This is a genomic window from Pseudomonas sp., assembly GCF_049300855.1.
Classification (GTDB): Bacteria; Pseudomonadota; Gammaproteobacteria; order Pseudomonadales; family Pseudomonadaceae; genus Aquipseudomonas.
Window position 1 is genome coordinate 1 of record NZ_JBAQKH010000010.1, and the last position, 14,650, is coordinate 14,650.

Below are 14,650 nucleotides of genomic sequence, written 5' to 3' on the forward strand. Positions count from 1 at the left end.
CTCGCTTCAGCCAGAACCATCGCCAATGACTTCGCCAACCTCATACCCGCCTCGCAGCGCAGGACGCTGTTGGGGATTGCGCAATTGATCATGCTTGGGGAACTGGCGGTGAATCGGGCGCTGGATAATCTGGAATTGCCGAGCTGATCTGTACCGGCCCCCTCTCGTGGCGAGAGCCGAAGTATCATTAGGCCGAGCACAAAAAAAACCGCCGTCCCGTTAAGTCGGGAAGGCGGTTTTTTGCTGCATCACTGTAAAGTCAGGAATCGCGGCGCAGATCCGGAATCGGCAAGTCGTCCTTTGGAGGATCCGGACGTTTGCCCTGCAACTACTCCTGCGCGTGAGGCAGAAGATCCTCAAAATCGAAGATTTATTGCTTCATTCTTTTCAGGATTACGCTCGTCAATTGGCGCCGGATCGAACTCTACGTCCCAACCTGGTCGGAAGCTTTGACTACTCGAATACGCCAGCGGGACACGAAAATTGTAAACAAAGCGTGCCTCCCATTGCGCTACTTTCTGAGCAGGATCATTTTGGGGCTCAAAGATCGCGGTAATCGTGCCCTCACCGGTTTTTTCGTCATATGTATTGAACTTGCCCTTCATTGTCGTTCTCCCTTCGGCTTGCTCATCAACTCCGCACCCGATGGCACGGCATCACAGACATGAAACTGCAAAGGCACAACAAGCGCACCTGTAAAACCTGACAGGTAAGACGCGCTTCAGACGAAAGGTAAACCCGATAATGACGCAGTAAATCCGGGGGCATCGGCCAATCGCCCATGAAGATTTATCAGGGCCAGTCCACGTCGGACGCTGGATAATCCTGAGATAGCGAATCAGCCCTGATCGGGGCGCGGACAATCGTTCCCACCGACAGTGGGAACGATCAAAACTTCAGCACTTATTACGCGGCCGTCAACACCTGGTTCGGCGCAATTTCTCCGAAGCTCAGCTTCTTGCCATTGATGTACCGCGCACCGCGGAACATTTGCTGGCCATCGACCTCCACCAATTCCTCATGCGCGTACATGAGCACGACTTTGGTTTCCGGTGTCTTGCCTCCCTCGATCGTCGAGTGTCCCTGCAGCAGGTTAAGCGCCCATTGAAAATGGATGATCGGCAAATCCGCGATGGCAATCTGGCGGGAGGCTTCCGGGAATCGGAAATCCTGACGAGCAGTCACGCGTAGTTTGCCACCGACCACTGCGAACACCGGCTTGCCATAACGCAATTCCAAACCACGCCCCTCAGCCCATTGATCCATGTAATAACCGGGCGAGGTGAACAGCGCGAATAGCGCCTGGTTATCGCGGATGCTACCCGCCGCATCAAACAGATAGTTGTAGGAATAGTGGTAAGCCAAGCCGTCCAGCTCAGGTCTGATGGCATTGACCGGATTGTCGAGATAACCCGGGATATAAACGTTGGCCATTTGCACAAAATGGGTGAAATCCAGCCCCATGTCGAAAGTGACCGTGTAGCGAATGGCTCGCTCCTTCGGGTTCTCCTCCAACTTCCCTGACACATACTCGAGTGTCATGCCTTCGAGTTTTCGATAGATACGTTCTGCCATGATCGTGCTCCGTGGATGCGGAGAAAGTCCGCAACCCATGTCATCGCTTTGTACGGAGGCTGTCTACTGTAAGAACTAACAGGTACAGAGACTTTTCAGACAGGTGGCAACGCGCAGATCCGGGCGCTTGCCCTTGCTGGCGCGGAACTGGCGAGCAAACTCGCTCCCACAGGGAAACGCATTTCAAATGTGGGAGCGAGCTCCCTCGCGACAGTGACTGCGAAAGGAGCCGAGGTTTCATCGGGTCAGGAATCGCGACGCAGATCCGGCGGAATCGGCAAGTCGTCCTTGAGCGGATCCGGACGTTTGCCCTTGCCGGCGCGGAACTGGCGGATCTGATAGACGTAGGCCAGGACCTGGGCAACCGCCAGGTACAAGCCGCCGGGGATTTCCTGATCGAGTTCGGTGGAGTAGTAGATCGAACGCGCCAGCCCCGGCGATTCGAGGAGCATGACGTTGTTGGCCACGGCGATTTCGCGGATTTTCAGGGCGAGGAAGTCGCTGCCTTTGGCAATCAGCATCGGCGCCCCGCCCTTTTCCGAATCGTATTTGAGCGCGACGGCGTAGTGGGTCGGGTTGGTGATGACGACGTCGGCGTCGGGAATCGCCGCCATCATGCGGCGTTGGGACATCTCGCGCTGGGTCTGGCGGATGCGCTGTTTGACCTCCGGGCGACCCTCCTGATCCTTGTGCTCGTCGCGCACTTCCTGCTTGGTCATCAGCAGTTTTTTATGGGCTTCCCAGAGCTGCACCGGCACATCGACAGCGGCGATGATGATCAAGCCGCAGGCCAGCCACAAGGTGCTCCAGCCGACCAGCGTGACGCTGTGAATGATCGCTGACTCAAGCGGTTCGTGGGCGATCCGCATCAAGTCATCGACATCCGATAACAGCACTACCAACGCCACTCCCAAGGTAACCGAAAACTTGGCCAGGGCCTTGAGCAGTTCGACCACAGCCTTGAACGAAAACATTCGCTTCAGGCCTGCCGCCGGGTTCATCCGGCTGAACTTGGGCGCCATGGAACCGGCTGCAAACAGCCAGCCACCGAGAGAAATTGGCCCGATCAGAGCAGCCAGCAACAGCGTGATCATGAACGGCTGGATGGCCACCAGTGCTATCTGACCTGACTTCAAAAGAAATGCGCCCATGGATCCCTGATCCATGATCACCTCACGCGACAGCGTGAAATTCAGGCGCATCAATTCCATCAGGTCTTCAGCGAGCGCGCCGCCGAACACCAGCAGCGCGCCGGCCCCGGCCATCATCACAGCGAGGGTGTTGAGCTCTTTGGAACGGGCGATCTCACCCTTCTCACGGGAGTCCTTTTTACGTTTCTCCGTGGGGTCTTCTGTTTTGTCCTGACCGCTTTCGCTCTCTGCCATGACTCAGCGCGCCCGTGCCAGTTCGCGTAGCAGCTGCAAGGCTTCAGTGGCCAGCGGCTGGTACTGGTTGAGAATGTCCGCCAGACCGACCCAGACGATGAACAGCCCGAGCACCAGGGTCAGCGGGAAACCGATGGAGAAAATGTTCAATTGCGGCGCGGCGCGGGTCATCACGCCAAACGCGATGTTGACCACCAGCAACGCGGTGACGGCCGGCAACACCAGCAACAGCGCGGCGCCCAACACCCAGCCGAGCTTGCCGGCCAATTCCCAGTATTGCGCCGTCATTAACCCGCCGCCGACCGGCAGCGTGGTAAAGCTTTCGGTGAGCACTTCGAAGACCACCAGGTGGCCGTTCATCGACAGAAACAGCAGCGTCACGAGCATGGTGAAGAACTGCCCGATCACCGCCACCGAGACGCCGTTGGCCGGGTCGACCATCGAGGCGAAACCCATGCCCATCTGGATCGCGACAATCTGCCCGGCCACCGCAAACGCCTGGAAGAACAACTGCAGGGAAAACCCCAGCACGGCACCCACAAGGATCTGCTCGGCAATCAGCAACAAACCGCTGAGGTCCAACGGGCTGACCGCCGGCATCGGCGGCAGGCTCGGGGCAATGCACACGGTGATCGCCACGGCAAAATACAGGCGCACGCGGCGCGGTATCAGCGTGGTGCCGAACACCGGCATGACCATCAACATCGAGGCGACGCGAAACAGCGGCAACATGAACGAGGCCACCCAGGTACTGATCTGGGTGTCGGTCAGCTGAAGCAGCGATTGCATGGCTTAGCCGATGACCATCGGAATGTTTTTGTACAACTGGATGATGTACTCCATGAACGTCTGCACGATCCACGGACCGGCGACGATCAGCGTCACCAGCATCACCAGCAGACGCGGCAGGAAGCTCAGGGTCTGTTCGTTGATTTGCGTGGCGGCCTGGAACATCGCCACCAGCAGGCCGACCAACAGGCTCGGCACTACCAGAATCGCCACCATCAACGTGGTCAGCCACAGCGCTTCTCGAAAGATATCGACCGCGATTTCCGGCGTCATGGCGAGACACCTCCAAAACTGCTGGCCAGGGTGCCGATGATCAGCGCCCAGCCATCCACCAGCACGAACAGCATGATCTTGAACGGCAGCGAGATGATCAGCGGCGACAGCATCATCATACCCATCGCCATCAGCACGCTGGCCACGACGAGGTCGATGATCAGGAACGGAATGAAGATCATGAAGCCGATCTGGAACGCGGTTTTAAGCTCGGAGGTGACGAAGGCCGGCACCAGAATGGTCAGTGGCGCCTGATCCGGCGTGGCGATGTCGGTGCGCTTGGACAGGCGCATGAACAGCTCAAGATCGCTGGTGCGGGTCTGCGCGAGCATGAAGTCCTTGATCGGCACCTGAGCCTTTTCCACCGCTTGTTGAGCGGTGAGCTTTTCCGCCAGATACGGTTGCAGTGCATCGTTGTTCACCCGATCGAACACCGGCGCCATGATGAACATGGTCAGGAACAGCGCCATGCCGGTGAGGATCTGGTTCGACGGCGTCTGTTGCAGGCCCAGGGCCTGACGCAGGATCGAGAAGACGATGATGATCCGGGTGAAACTGGTCATCAGGATGACCGCCGCCGGGATAAAGCTCAGCGCGGTCATGATCAGCAGGATCTGCAGACTGACCGAATACTCCTGCGCGCCGTCGGCGTTGGTGCCCAGCGTGATCGCCGGGATCGACAACGGATCGGCGGCGAACGCCAGTGGCGCGGCCAGCAACAGGGCCAGCGTCAAGACGATGCGTAGCGCACCCATTACTTCGTATCCTTCTGATCCTTGCCGAGAATCTTCAGCAGTTGCTGAGCAAATTCCGGGGTCGCTTTTTCACGGGTCGCCGGCACGTCGACCGGTTCCTTGAGCACGTGCAGCGCGGTGATGGTGCCCGGGCTCAGGCCTAGCAGAATCTGCTCGTTGCCGACCTGTACCAGCAGCAAGCGGTCACGCGGACCGAGTGCGCGTGAACCGATCAGCTCGATCACTTGCCCCTTGCCGGCAGGCCCCGCCTGCTGCACCCGGCGCAACAGCCAGGCGAGGAAGAAGATCACGCCCAGCACCAGCAACAGGCCAAACACCAATTGCGTCAATTGCCCGGCCACGCCGCTGGTCACCATCGGCGCGGTCGCGGCAGGCACGGTGGTGGCGGTCGACGGTTCGGCGGCGAGCACGCTCAGCGGCAAGGCCAACAGAGCCCAGAGAAACCTTTTCACTCAGCGCAGCTTCTTGATGCGTTCGCTTGGGCTGATCACGTCGGTCAGGCGGATGCCGAACTTCTCGTTGACCACAACCACTTCGCCGTGCGCGATCAGCGTGCCGTTGACCAGCACGTCCAGCGGCTCACCGGCCAGACGATCGAGCTCGATCACCGAACCCTGGTTGAGTTGCAGCAGGTTGCGGATGTTGATGTCGGTGCTGCCGACTTCCATCGAAATCGATACCGGAATATCGAGGATCACGTCCAGGTTCGGACCGTCCAGGGTGACCGGGTCGTTGTTTTTCGGCACGCTGCCGAACTCTTCCATCGGCAGACGGTTGGAGCTGGCTGCGCCAGCATCAGCGGCCAGCAGCGCGTCGATGTCAGCCTGACCATCACCGGTTTCTTCCAGGGCCGCAGCCCATTCGTCAGCCAGTGCCTGGTCGTCCTGGGCGTTCATATCGTCGTTCATCATTTGTCCTCGGCGGGCAACAATTCAGCTAAATGTGTGGGGGTGAGAGCGCCGCTTCAGCGACGCTCGATCGGCTCGATCACTTGCAACGCGAGGTTGCCTTTGTGCGAGCCCATCTTGACCTTGAAGGCCGGCACGCCGTTGGCGCGCATGATCATTTCGTCCGGCATCTCGACCGGGATCACATCGCCCGGCTGCATGTGCAGGATGTCGCGCAGTTTCAACTGACGGCGGGCCACGGTGGCACCGATCGGCACGTCGACATCGAGCACGTCCTGACGCAGGGCGTTGACCCAGCGCTCGTCCTGATCGTCGAGGTCCGACTGGAAACCGGCGTCGAGCATTTCACGCACCGGCTCGATCATCGAGTACGGCATGGTCACGTGCAGGTCGCCGCCACCGCCATCGAGTTCGATGTGGAACGTGGAGACCACAATCGCTTCGCTCGGGCCAACGATGTTGGCCATGGCCGGGTTCACTTCCGAGTTGATGTACTCGAAATTGACTTCCATGATCGCCTGCCAGGCTTCTTTCAAATCGACGAAAGCCTGTTCCAGCACCATGCGCACCACGCGCAGTTCGGTCGGGGTGAATTCACGCCCTTCGATCTTGGCGTGACGGCCATCGCCACCGAAGAAGTTGTCCACCAGTTTGAACACCAGTTTGGCGTCGAGGATGAACAGCGCGGTGCCGCGCAACGGTTTGATCTTGACCAGGTTGAGGCTGGTCGGTACGTACAGCGAGTGCACGTATTCGCCGAACTTCATCACCTGTACGCCACCGACGGCAACGTCCGCCGAGCGGCGCAGCATGTTGAACATGCTGATGCGGGTGTAACGGGCAAAACGCTCGTTGATCATTTCCAGAGTCGGCATGCGTCCACGGACGATGCGATCCTGGCTGGTCAGGTCGTAGCTTTTGACACTGCCGGGTTCGGCAGCGTTATCGGTCTGTACCAGACCATCGTCGACGCCATGCAACAGCGCATCGATTTCATCCTGGGACAGCAGATCCTGCACGGCCATGTCGTGTTCCTACTGCAGTACGAAATTAGTGAAAAGCAACTGTTCGATCACCACTTTGCCCAGCTCTTTCTGCGCCACTTCCTGGACGCTGGCTGTGGCCTTCTGGCGTAACATTTCCTGTCCGACCGGGGTCGCCAATGTGGCGAAATCCTGTCCGGAGAAGAGCATCACCAGGTTGTTGCGGATCACCGGCATGTGCACTTTGAGCGCTTCCAGATCGGCCTGATTGCGGCCCAGCATGGTGATGCTCACCTGCATGTAGCGCTGACGGCCGTTCTGGTTGTAGTTGGCGACAAACGCCGGCGCCATCGGCTCGAAGATCGCTGGCTGCTTGCCGACTGGCGCCGCATCGGCGGCCTCGGCAGGCTTGCTCTGGGCGCTGTGCATGAAGAACCAGGTCGCCCCCACGGAGGCACCAATGGCCAACAGCAACGCCAGCACGATCACGATGATCAGCTTGAGTTTGCCTTTGGTTGCGGGGTCTTTCACTGCTGCTGTTTCGCTCTTCGCCATGCCAATAATCCGTCACTAATCGGGTTTTCACAGTCGCACGGCAAGGCAAGAGCAAGTGTTATGCCAGAAGTGTCGGCAGTGGTGGACAACGCTAAAGTCAAAGGCACCCTCACCCCAGCCCTCTCCCGGAGGGAGAGGGGGCCGACCGAGGTGTCAGACGTCAAACATCGACCTGAGAGATCGAGTCGAATATGGATTCACAGCAGAAGCCGTGAGACATCGACCTGAGAGATCGAGTCGATTATGGATTCACAACCGAAGTATCAGGTCGGCGCACTTGGCAAGCATCCCCCAATCAGTCCCCTCTCCCCCTGGGAGAGGGCTAGGGTGAGGGCGCTGTCGTCAAACGTCGATCTGAAAGACCGGATCGATTATGGATTCACAACCGAAATATCAGGTCGGCGCACTTGGCAAGCATCCCCCAATCAGTCCCCTCTCCCCCTGGGAGAGGGCCAGGGTGAGGGCGCTGTCGTCAAACGTCGATCTGAAAGACCGGATCGATTATGGATTCACCACCGAAATATCAGGTCGGCGCACTTGGCAAGCATCCCCCAATCAGTCCCCTCTCCCTCCGGGAGAGGGCTAGGGTGAGGGCGCTGTCGTGAAACATCGACCTTAAAGACCGGATCGATTATGGATTCACAACCGAAATATCAGGTCGGCGCACTTGGCAAGCATCCCCCAATCAGTCCCCTCTCCCTCCGGGAGAGGGTTAGGGTGAGGGGCTCTTGATTTTGATCAGGCGTAATAGTCGACCGCGCTGCTGCCGATCACGCTGGTGGTTTGCGCAGCGGCTTCAGCAATGGCGGCAGGCGCCAATTCTTCATCCGCCGAATCGAGGCGACCACCGGCAGCGCTGGTGCGACCACTCTGGCCCTGCTGCGCCTGTTCCTGACCTTGCTGGCCCTGCCAGCCACGGCTCTGGTCGGAGACACTGACGTCAACCTGGCCCATGCCCTGCTGGTTGAACATGTCGCGCAGGCGATGCATCTGCCCATCCAGCGCTTCACGTACGCTTGGATGCGCACTCATGAACGTCACCTGGGTCTGTTGATCCGGAACCATGTTCACGCGGATGTCCAGACGCCCCAACTCGGCCGGCTGCAACTGAATGTCTGCGGCCTTGAGATTGGCGCTCGACAAATACATGACGCGGTTGACCACTTCTTCAGTCCAGCCGCTCTGATGCATGGCAATCGGCTGGTTCACCGGCACGGCATTGGCCGTCTTCGGCGTCGCGGCCTGTGTCAGCGCCGCCAGACGGTTGGCGAAGTCATCGACACGGGTGTCGCTGGTGGCGGTTTTGAGGTCTTTGAGGCCGTCATCGATCAAGCCGCTGAAGGCTTTGTCACCGCCCTGGCTGGTGCTGTCCTTGTCGGCCTGCACGTCGAGCATGCTGGCCATGCCGGCAGCAAAATTCTGCGCCGCCGTCAGTTCACCGTCAGCCTGAGCCTGAGCAGGCGAGGCTTTTGGTTGCGCCTGGCTGGCAGCGGAAATGTGCCCGCCCTGCTCCATCGCCATGCGCACGGCCGGCATCGAGTCGAGCGGATCGGCCGAAGGATCGAAATCGCTGTCGGTGACCGGTGCCGGATCTTTGACCACACCCGGCAATGCGACAAGTGCCGGGGTTTCGGTTTCTGCTGGGGCCGGGGCAGCGACAGCCGGGGTCTGCACCACAGGCGCCGCCACCACAGGCTGCACAGCGGCGACCAACGCCGGATCAAGCGTTGGGTCAACCGGTGCGGCATCAACCACTGGCGGTTGGGAGGTGTCCGTGCTGTCGTCACTGCTGGCGGTGGTGTCATCGCTCGCTGCGGTTTTATCGGCAGGCAAGTCGTTGCCGCTATCGGCAACCGTAGGCTGCGCAGCGGCAGACTGATCCTTGCCGATATCCTTTTTGCCGCTGTTGTCAGCGACCTTGTCGCGCGGCGACTTGGGCGAATTATCAGTGGTTGCAACAGGCTTGCTCGACCCCTGATCGGCGAACACTTTCGCGAAGCTTGAGGCTTTATCCCCGGTATCTACGGCCATGGCCGACGATTTGGCCGAGGCAGCTTGCGCCTTGGCCTGAGCGGCGTTCTGAAGAAGGATGTTGGGGGTCGCAGGCATGAAACGGTCTCCGCTGCACTGGGATCGTAGGTACAGTTACGCAGATGACTGCAAGTGCCGGGCCAGTTTTGTCCGGCGCTTGAGAAAAGTGCCGGACGGCGGGATCAATGCGTCAGCGCGTGCTGCCGCTCATCTTCGTAAACCGGGCGGACATCGTCGAACTCGCCCCTGATAGCAGCGACCAGTCGGGTGATGTCCTCCGGGCTCTTGTCTTTGGCGTCCGACTCCAATTCCTGGCAGAGCGCCGCCAACCGGACAGCGCCCATATTGCTGGCGCTGCCCTTGAAGCTATGGGCAACTTCCGACAATGCCTTGGCGTCAGCTGTGTTTCGCAACTCGTCCAGGCGACTTTCGGAATCCGCCAGAAAGGTATCCAGAAGCTCCGGATAACCATCCTCCATGACTTCGCGCAGTACGCTCAGCGCCTCGCGATCAATATGTGTGTCAGCCACTTGTTCACTCCTTGATCAAGAATTGCGCGGATTATGCCTGAACCTCCCAGAAAAACTCCACGCAAGCACTACGACCTTCGTCCGACCAACTGGCGTTGCGGCCCAATTGCCGGACCAGACTGACGCCACGTCCCGACAGACGGGCACCCTCCAGCGGCCGTTCCATGACCCGCGCCACATCGAAGCCCTTGCCGCTGTCTTCGACACGAATGACCAGACGACCGCCCTCGCCTTGTGGCTGCACCTGCAAATGCACGCGCACAAATCCGTCCTGCAATGCCTCGAGCCGATCGTTGCGCTGCTGATAGTAGCGCGCGAACCCCGCCGCATCGCGCTTGAGACTGGAGTCCAGACCGAGCACACCGTGCTCGAGCGCGTTGGAGTACAACTCGGCCAGCACGCTGTACAAAGCGCCACTCTGCGCCCGCAGCCCATGCACCTCAAGCAGCAACTGCAACAGGTACGGCAGCGGATTGAAACGCTTGAGCGTGGCGCCACGGAATTCAAAGCTCACCGACCAATCGAGCGGGCATGACTGGCCGCTGTCGGAATACACCGGTGCCGACGGCTTGACCTGCGCCGGCTCCAGCAGGCTGACCTCTACCATGCTGACGTCATCGCGCGCCTCGCCGCGAAAATCGCGCAGCGCCTGCTCAATGTCCTCGAACAAGCGGTCGGGCTCGCGATTGGCGGCGAACACCTGCTGCAAACGCTCGACACCGAACAGTTGATCACTGGCATCACTGGTATCGATCACGCCGTCCGACAACAGAAACACCCGATCCCCGACCGCCATCGGATGCACTTCAGTGCAGTCGTCGAACGCCTGTGGGCTGAGCACACCCAGCGGCAGATGGCGCGCGGCCAATGGCACGCGCTCGCCCGTGGCGATTCGATGCAGATAACCGTCCGGCATGCCGCCATTCCACACTTCGACCGAACGCCGCTGAAAACTCAGACACAACAACGTGGCGCAGCAAAACATGTCCACCGGCAGGATGCGTTTGAGTTTGGCGTTCATCTCGCGCAGGGTTTCCGCCAAGCCGTAGCCCTTGGCGGTCATGCCATAGAACACCTCGGCCAAGGGCATCGCCCCGACCGCTGCCGGCAGGCCATGGCCGGTGAAATCCCCCAGCAACACATGCATGTCGCCCGCCGGCGTGTACGCCGCCAGCAGCAGGTCACCGTTGAACAACGCATAGGGCGATTGCAGGTAACGGATGTTCGCCGCGCTCAGGCAACCGGAGTGCGCGACCTTGTCGAACACGGCTTTGGCCACGCGCTGTTCGTTGAGCAGGTAATCATGGTGTTTGGCGATCAGGTCGCGCTGTTGCAACACGGTCGCCTGCAAGCGACGCAAGCGATCCATCGCCTTGATTTTGGCGGCGAGGATCACCTGGTTGTAGGGCTTCGCCAGAAAGTCGTCGCCCCCAGCCTCCAGACAACGGGCCAGCGCTTCGCTTTCGGTCAGCGAGGTGAGGAAGATGATCGGCACCAGCGTCTCGCCCGCCAACGCCTTGATCTGCCGCGCCGCCTCGAAGCCGTCCATCACCGGCATCATTGCGTCCATCAGCACCAGATCGGGTTGCTGCCGGCGAAACAGTTCGACCGCTTCGGCACCATTGGCCGCCGTCAGGACTTCGTGACCCTGACGACGGACGATGGTCGAGAGCAGCAGACGGTCGGCGGCGCTGTCTTCGGCGATCAGAATGGTCAGCGGCTCTTGCGCCTGCATGGCCGTCAACTGATGTCGAAGAGTTTGTCGAAATTGGAGATGGCGAGGATCTTGCGCACGTCGGAGTTGCTGTTGACGACTCGCACGTCCGAATCGTCGCCGCCAGCGTGATCACGCAACAGGAGCAGCATGCCCAGCGCCGAGCTGTCGAGATAAGTGGCGTCCTTCAAGTCCACCACAATGGATCCTGGCTTCTTGTCGAGCCGCTCATAAGACTCGCGAAATTCCTGATGGCGACCGAAATCGAATCGCCCCCTGACCGAGATCGTCAGTTTTTGACCATCTGGAGAGACTTCTGTAACGACTGACATTGACTGGCTTCCTTGTCATTGACGAACCTGTACAAGGTTTAGCACCTGGACAGGGTTGGGGCAAGGTTGAGGGTCGGATCAAATGTGGGAGCGGCGGTGCGACGACTCGACTTGCTCGCGAAGACGGCTTCACATTCAACATTGATGTCGACTGTTATATCGCCTTCGCGAGCAAGCTCGCTCCCACAGTGTTTCGTGGTGCGATTTAGAACGGGTTTTGTCGTGGCAAGCGCTGGGACAGTTCGTCGAGCAGCTTCTGCTCGCGCTTGTCTTCGAGGCGTTGCGCCTCTTCGCGATAACGCTGCACCAGTTTGCGCAGACCTTCGACCTTGGCAAATGCCTGTTGCCATTCCTCACGGGCCTTGTCGAGCTTGTTCTGATGCCAGACCAGGCTCTGGCGCTGCTGGTCAACCGCGGTGTCGAGTTGCGCCAGAAAGCCCTGAAAGCCGAGCAGCCATTGCCCGCTCACGCCGGTGCTGCCGCGCACGATCCATTGCTCGGAGTAATCCAGACGAAAGGCATTGAGGTCGGCGAGTTTGCTTTCAGCGACTTTCACCTGGCCCTGAAAATAGCCCAAGCGCTGCACGGCGGTTTTCTCGGCCTGTTCGGCCATGTCCACCACCGGCGCCAGACGCGCGGCTCGACTGACGGCGGCCATGAGCGGTTAGCCGCCCGCCGCTGGCGCGAACAGGGTTGCGAGGTAAGACTGGCTTTCGCCCATGTTGATTTTGTCGTTGAGGCCCTGACGCTGGTAGCGCACCAACTGCGGTTGCAGGGAGATCGCCAGATCGGTCTCGCGATCGCCGCCGGCAACGTAGGCGCCAACGCTGATCAGGTCGCGACTCTGCTGATAACGCGACCACAACTGCTTGAAGTATTGCGCGCGCTGCATGTGTTCCGGCGAGACCACCGCCGGCATCACCCGGCTGATCGACGCTTCGATGTCGATGGCCGGATAGTGCCCTTCTTCAGCCAGACGCCGCGACAGCACGATGTGGCCATCGAGCACGCCACGCGCCGAGTCGGCAATCGGGTCCTGCTGGTCATCGCCTTCGGACAACACGGTATAGAACGCGGTAATCGAACCGCCGCCCTTCTCCGCATTACCGGCACGCTCAACCAGTTTCGGCAACTTGGCGAACACCGACGGCGGATAACCCTTGGTCGCTGGCGGCTCGCCGATGGCCAAGGCGATTTCCCGCTGGGCCTGAGCAAAACGGGTCAGCGAATCCATCAGCAACAGGACGTTCTTGCCCTTGTCACGGAAATACTCGGCGATCCGCGTGCAGTACATTGCCGCGCGCAGACGCATCAGCGGTGCATCGTCCGCCGGCGAGGCGACGACCACGGAACGCTTAAGGCCCTCTTCACCGAGGCTGTGCTCGATGAATTCCTTGACTTCGCGACCCCGCTCACCGATCAGGCCAACGACGATGATGTCGGCCTCGGTGAAGCGCGTCATCATGCCGAGCAACACGGATTTACCGACACCGGTACCGGCGAACAGACCGAGACGCTGACCACGCCCCACCGTCAGCAAACCGTTGATGCAACGAATGCCGACGTCCAGCGGCTCGCTGATCGGGTCACGGTTGAGCGGGTTGATCGTCGGGCCGTCCATCGGCACCCAGTCTTCGGCTTTCATGCCGCCCTTGCCGTCCAGTGCGCGCCCGGCACCGTCGAGCACGCGACCGAGCATGCTCATGCCCATCGGCAAGCGCCCGGTATCGGCGAGTGGCACCACGCGGGCGCCCGGGGCGATGCCGGCGACACTGCCGACCGGCATCAGAAAGACTTTGCTGCCGGAAAAACCCATGACTTCCGCCTCCACCTGCGAGGGGTGATAGCTGTCGTCATTGATCACCAGGCAACGTGTGCCCATGGCGGCGCGCAGGCCTTCGGCTTCGAGGGTGAGGCCGACCATGCGCAGCAGGCGACCTTCAAGAATCGGCGCGCCGGCAATCTCGGTGGCCTCAGCGTAGGTGCTCAGGCGCTTGGCGAAACTGGTGCGTTCAAGGCGCATCGGGGTTGTCCGCGAGCGGCTCTTCAGGCGTGGCCGCCGGTTTTACGTCTTCGGGAATGTCCAGAGTCAGATCCGCTTCAGCCGGGTGCAACGCCTGCTCGTGCAACTGATCGAACAGTTTGGCCATGACCTGAGTGACGCGGGTTTCAATGCTCGCATCGATGCGGCTGTGTTCGGTTTCAACCCGGCAGCCGCCCGGCAGCAGCGATTCATCTTCGACGATGCGCCAGGTTTCCTCATGACGTTCGCGCAAAGCCTTGGCCTGCTCGAAATCCTGCGGATTGACGTACAGGCGCACGTTGTCGACGCCCAGCGGCAACAGCTTGAGGGCATCGCGCATGACGTGTTCGATCTGGCTGGAATCGATGGCCAGTTCACGCTTGATCACCTGTTTGGTGATGTGCTGCACGAGGTCGACCAGCGACTTTTCGATCAGCGTATCTTGCTCGGCGATGGGCTCGAACAGGTTCGCCATCAGTTGCTCGAGGCTGGCAATTTTTGCCGCCAGCGCGACTTCAGCTTCCTGACGGACTTTCAGCGTGGCGCTGTGGAAGCCTTCCTTTTCGCCGATGCCGAAGCCCTCGTTATAAGCCTCCTGACGGATGCTTTCGAGTTCTTCCAGGGTCAGTGGCTGGACTTCTTCCAGCGGCACTTCTTCCATTTCCGGCGGTTCGGGCTCCGGCTCCGGCTCAGGCTCGGGTTTCGGCGGATCGAAGCTGGGCATGGCCCAGGATTCGAATCCGCGAACATCGCGGGCACGGATCAGATCCGTCACATCGTCGTCGTGCTTGTCCATG

At 60.1% G+C, this 14,650-nt stretch carries 18 protein-coding genes; 1 reads left to right on the forward strand and 17 read right to left on the reverse strand.

Annotated features, from left to right (window positions below; genetic code table 11):
* On the forward strand, positions 1-147 hold a 147-nt coding region (locus WA225_RS02865), incomplete at its 5' end, for a DUF6124 family protein (RefSeq protein ID WP_422606828.1).
* 209 nt (positions 148-356) lie between these two features.
* On the opposite strand, the gene WA225_RS02870 is transcribed toward WA225_RS02865, so the two are convergent.
* The 17 genes from WA225_RS02870 to fliH all read right to left on the reverse strand — a co-directional run bounded on the left by WA225_RS02870 (position 357) and on the right by fliH (position 14,649).
* Positions 357-605, reverse strand: a complete 249-nt coding sequence (locus WA225_RS02870) for a hypothetical protein (RefSeq protein WP_422606797.1) — start codon at positions 603-605, stop codon at positions 357-359.
* A gap of 301 nt (positions 606-906) precedes the next feature.
* A complete protein-coding gene (locus WA225_RS02875; protein ID WP_422606798.1) occupies positions 907-1,575 on the reverse strand; it encodes a hypothetical protein in 669 nt (222 codons plus the stop codon).
* 245 nt (positions 1,576-1,820) lie between these two features.
* A complete protein-coding gene (flhB, locus tag WA225_RS02880) occupies positions 1,821-2,960 on the reverse strand; it encodes a flagellar biosynthesis protein FlhB (protein ID WP_422606799.1) in 1,140 nt (379 codons plus the stop codon).
* Between the two features lie 3 nt (positions 2,961-2,963).
* The gene (gene fliR / locus WA225_RS02885) at positions 2,964-3,749 is read right to left on the reverse strand and encodes a flagellar biosynthetic protein FliR (RefSeq protein ID WP_064121000.1); all 786 of its coding nucleotides are present in this window, start codon (positions 3,747-3,749) and stop codon (positions 2,964-2,966) included.
* 3 nt (positions 3,750-3,752) lie between these two features.
* Positions 3,753-4,022, reverse strand: coding sequence for a flagellar biosynthesis protein FliQ (fliQ, locus tag WA225_RS02890; RefSeq protein ID WP_064121001.1), 270 nt, complete (start codon positions 4,020-4,022; stop codon positions 3,753-3,755).
* Positions 4,019-4,777: a flagellar type III secretion system pore protein FliP gene (gene fliP / locus WA225_RS02895; RefSeq protein WP_064121002.1), complete on the reverse strand. Its 759-nt coding sequence runs from the start codon at positions 4,775-4,777 to the stop codon at positions 4,019-4,021. Before fliP ends, fliQ begins: the two co-directional genes overlap by 4 nt.
* Entirely contained in the window at positions 4,777-5,229 is a 453-nt protein-coding gene (fliO, locus tag WA225_RS02900) for a flagellar biosynthetic protein FliO (RefSeq protein WP_422606800.1), read from the reverse strand. The genes fliP and fliO overlap by 1 nt, the downstream gene beginning before the upstream one ends.
* Positions 5,230-5,685 carry a flagellar motor switch protein FliN gene (gene fliN / locus WA225_RS02905; RefSeq protein ID WP_025111935.1) on the reverse strand — a complete coding sequence of 152 codons (456 nt, stop codon included), beginning with the start codon at positions 5,683-5,685 and terminating at the stop codon, positions 5,230-5,232.
* Positions 5,686-5,741: 56 nt separating this feature from the next.
* Positions 5,742-6,710: a flagellar motor switch protein FliM gene (gene fliM / locus WA225_RS02910; RefSeq protein ID WP_007920032.1), complete on the reverse strand. Its 969-nt coding sequence runs from the start codon at positions 6,708-6,710 to the stop codon at positions 5,742-5,744.
* A 9-nt stretch (positions 6,711-6,719) separates the two neighbouring features.
* A complete protein-coding gene (fliL, locus tag WA225_RS02915; RefSeq protein WP_201148811.1) occupies positions 6,720-7,223 on the reverse strand; it encodes a flagellar basal body-associated protein FliL in 504 nt (167 codons plus the stop codon).
* A gap of 738 nt (positions 7,224-7,961) precedes the next feature.
* On the reverse strand, positions 7,962-9,332 hold the full coding sequence (locus tag WA225_RS02920; RefSeq protein WP_422606801.1) for a flagellar hook-length control protein FliK: 1,371 nt from the start codon (positions 9,330-9,332) through the stop codon (positions 7,962-7,964).
* Between the two features lie 104 nt (positions 9,333-9,436).
* Positions 9,437-9,784, reverse strand: a complete 348-nt coding sequence (locus tag WA225_RS02925; protein ID WP_422606802.1) for an Hpt domain-containing protein — start codon at positions 9,782-9,784, stop codon at positions 9,437-9,439.
* A gap of 31 nt (positions 9,785-9,815) precedes the next feature.
* On the reverse strand, positions 9,816-11,519 hold the full coding sequence (locus tag WA225_RS02930) for an ATP-binding SpoIIE family protein phosphatase (protein WP_422606803.1): 1,704 nt from the start codon (positions 11,517-11,519) through the stop codon (positions 9,816-9,818).
* Between the two features lie 5 nt (positions 11,520-11,524).
* Positions 11,525-11,830: an STAS domain-containing protein gene (locus WA225_RS02935; protein ID WP_422606804.1), complete on the reverse strand. Its 306-nt coding sequence runs from the start codon at positions 11,828-11,830 to the stop codon at positions 11,525-11,527.
* A 205-nt stretch (positions 11,831-12,035) separates the two neighbouring features.
* The gene (gene fliJ / locus WA225_RS02940) at positions 12,036-12,488 is read right to left on the reverse strand and encodes a flagellar export protein FliJ (protein ID WP_064119533.1); all 453 of its coding nucleotides are present in this window, start codon (positions 12,486-12,488) and stop codon (positions 12,036-12,038) included.
* A gap of 6 nt (positions 12,489-12,494) precedes the next feature.
* Complete coding sequence (gene fliI, locus WA225_RS02945) at positions 12,495-13,853, reverse strand: flagellar protein export ATPase FliI (protein ID WP_422606805.1); 1,359 nt, start codon at positions 13,851-13,853, stop codon at positions 12,495-12,497.
* Positions 13,843-14,649: a flagellar assembly protein FliH gene (gene fliH, locus WA225_RS02950; protein WP_422606806.1), complete on the reverse strand. Its 807-nt coding sequence runs from the start codon at positions 14,647-14,649 to the stop codon at positions 13,843-13,845. Before fliH ends, fliI begins: the two co-directional genes overlap by 11 nt.
* Between the last annotated feature and the right edge of the window lies 1 nt (position 14,650).

Excerpts from the sequence above, each read along its gene's own strand:
- WA225_RS02870 (WP_422606797.1), bottom strand. The coding sequence starts at position 605 with ATGAAGGGCAAGTTCAATACATATGACGAAAAAACCGGTGAGGGCACG.
- WA225_RS02875 (WP_422606798.1), bottom strand. The coding sequence starts at position 1,575 with ATGGCAGAACGTATCTATCGAAAACTCGAAGGCATGACACTCGAGTAT.
- flhB (WP_422606799.1), bottom strand. The coding sequence starts at position 2,960 with ATGGCAGAGAGCGAAAGCGGTCAGGACAAAACAGAAGACCCCACGGAG.
- fliR (WP_064121000.1), bottom strand. The coding sequence starts at position 3,749 with ATGCAATCGCTGCTTCAGCTGACCGACACCCAGATCAGTACCTGGGTG.
- fliQ (WP_064121001.1), bottom strand. The coding sequence starts at position 4,022 with ATGACGCCGGAAATCGCGGTCGATATCTTTCGAGAAGCGCTGTGGCTG.
- fliP (WP_064121002.1), bottom strand. The coding sequence starts at position 4,777 with ATGGGTGCGCTACGCATCGTCTTGACGCTGGCCCTGTTGCTGGCCGCG.
- fliN (WP_025111935.1), bottom strand. The coding sequence starts at position 5,685 with ATGAACGACGATATGAACGCCCAGGACGACCAGGCACTGGCTGACGAA.
- fliM (WP_007920032.1), bottom strand. The coding sequence starts at position 6,710 with ATGGCCGTGCAGGATCTGCTGTCCCAGGATGAAATCGATGCGCTGTTG.
- fliL (WP_201148811.1), bottom strand. The coding sequence starts at position 7,223 with ATGGCGAAGAGCGAAACAGCAGCAGTGAAAGACCCCGCAACCAAAGGC.
- WA225_RS02920 (WP_422606801.1), bottom strand. The coding sequence starts at position 9,332 with ATGCCTGCGACCCCCAACATCCTTCTTCAGAACGCCGCTCAGGCCAAG.
- WA225_RS02930 (WP_422606803.1), bottom strand. The coding sequence starts at position 11,519 with ATGCAGGCGCAAGAGCCGCTGACCATTCTGATCGCCGAAGACAGCGCC.
- WA225_RS02935 (WP_422606804.1), bottom strand. The coding sequence starts at position 11,830 with ATGTCAGTCGTTACAGAAGTCTCTCCAGATGGTCAAAAACTGACGATC.
- fliJ (WP_064119533.1), bottom strand. The coding sequence starts at position 12,488 with ATGGCCGCCGTCAGTCGAGCCGCGCGTCTGGCGCCGGTGGTGGACATG.
- fliI (WP_422606805.1), bottom strand. The coding sequence starts at position 13,853 with ATGCGCCTTGAACGCACCAGTTTCGCCAAGCGCCTGAGCACCTACGCT.
- fliH (WP_422606806.1), bottom strand. The coding sequence starts at position 14,649 with ATGGACAAGCACGACGACGATGTGACGGATCTGATCCGTGCCCGCGAT.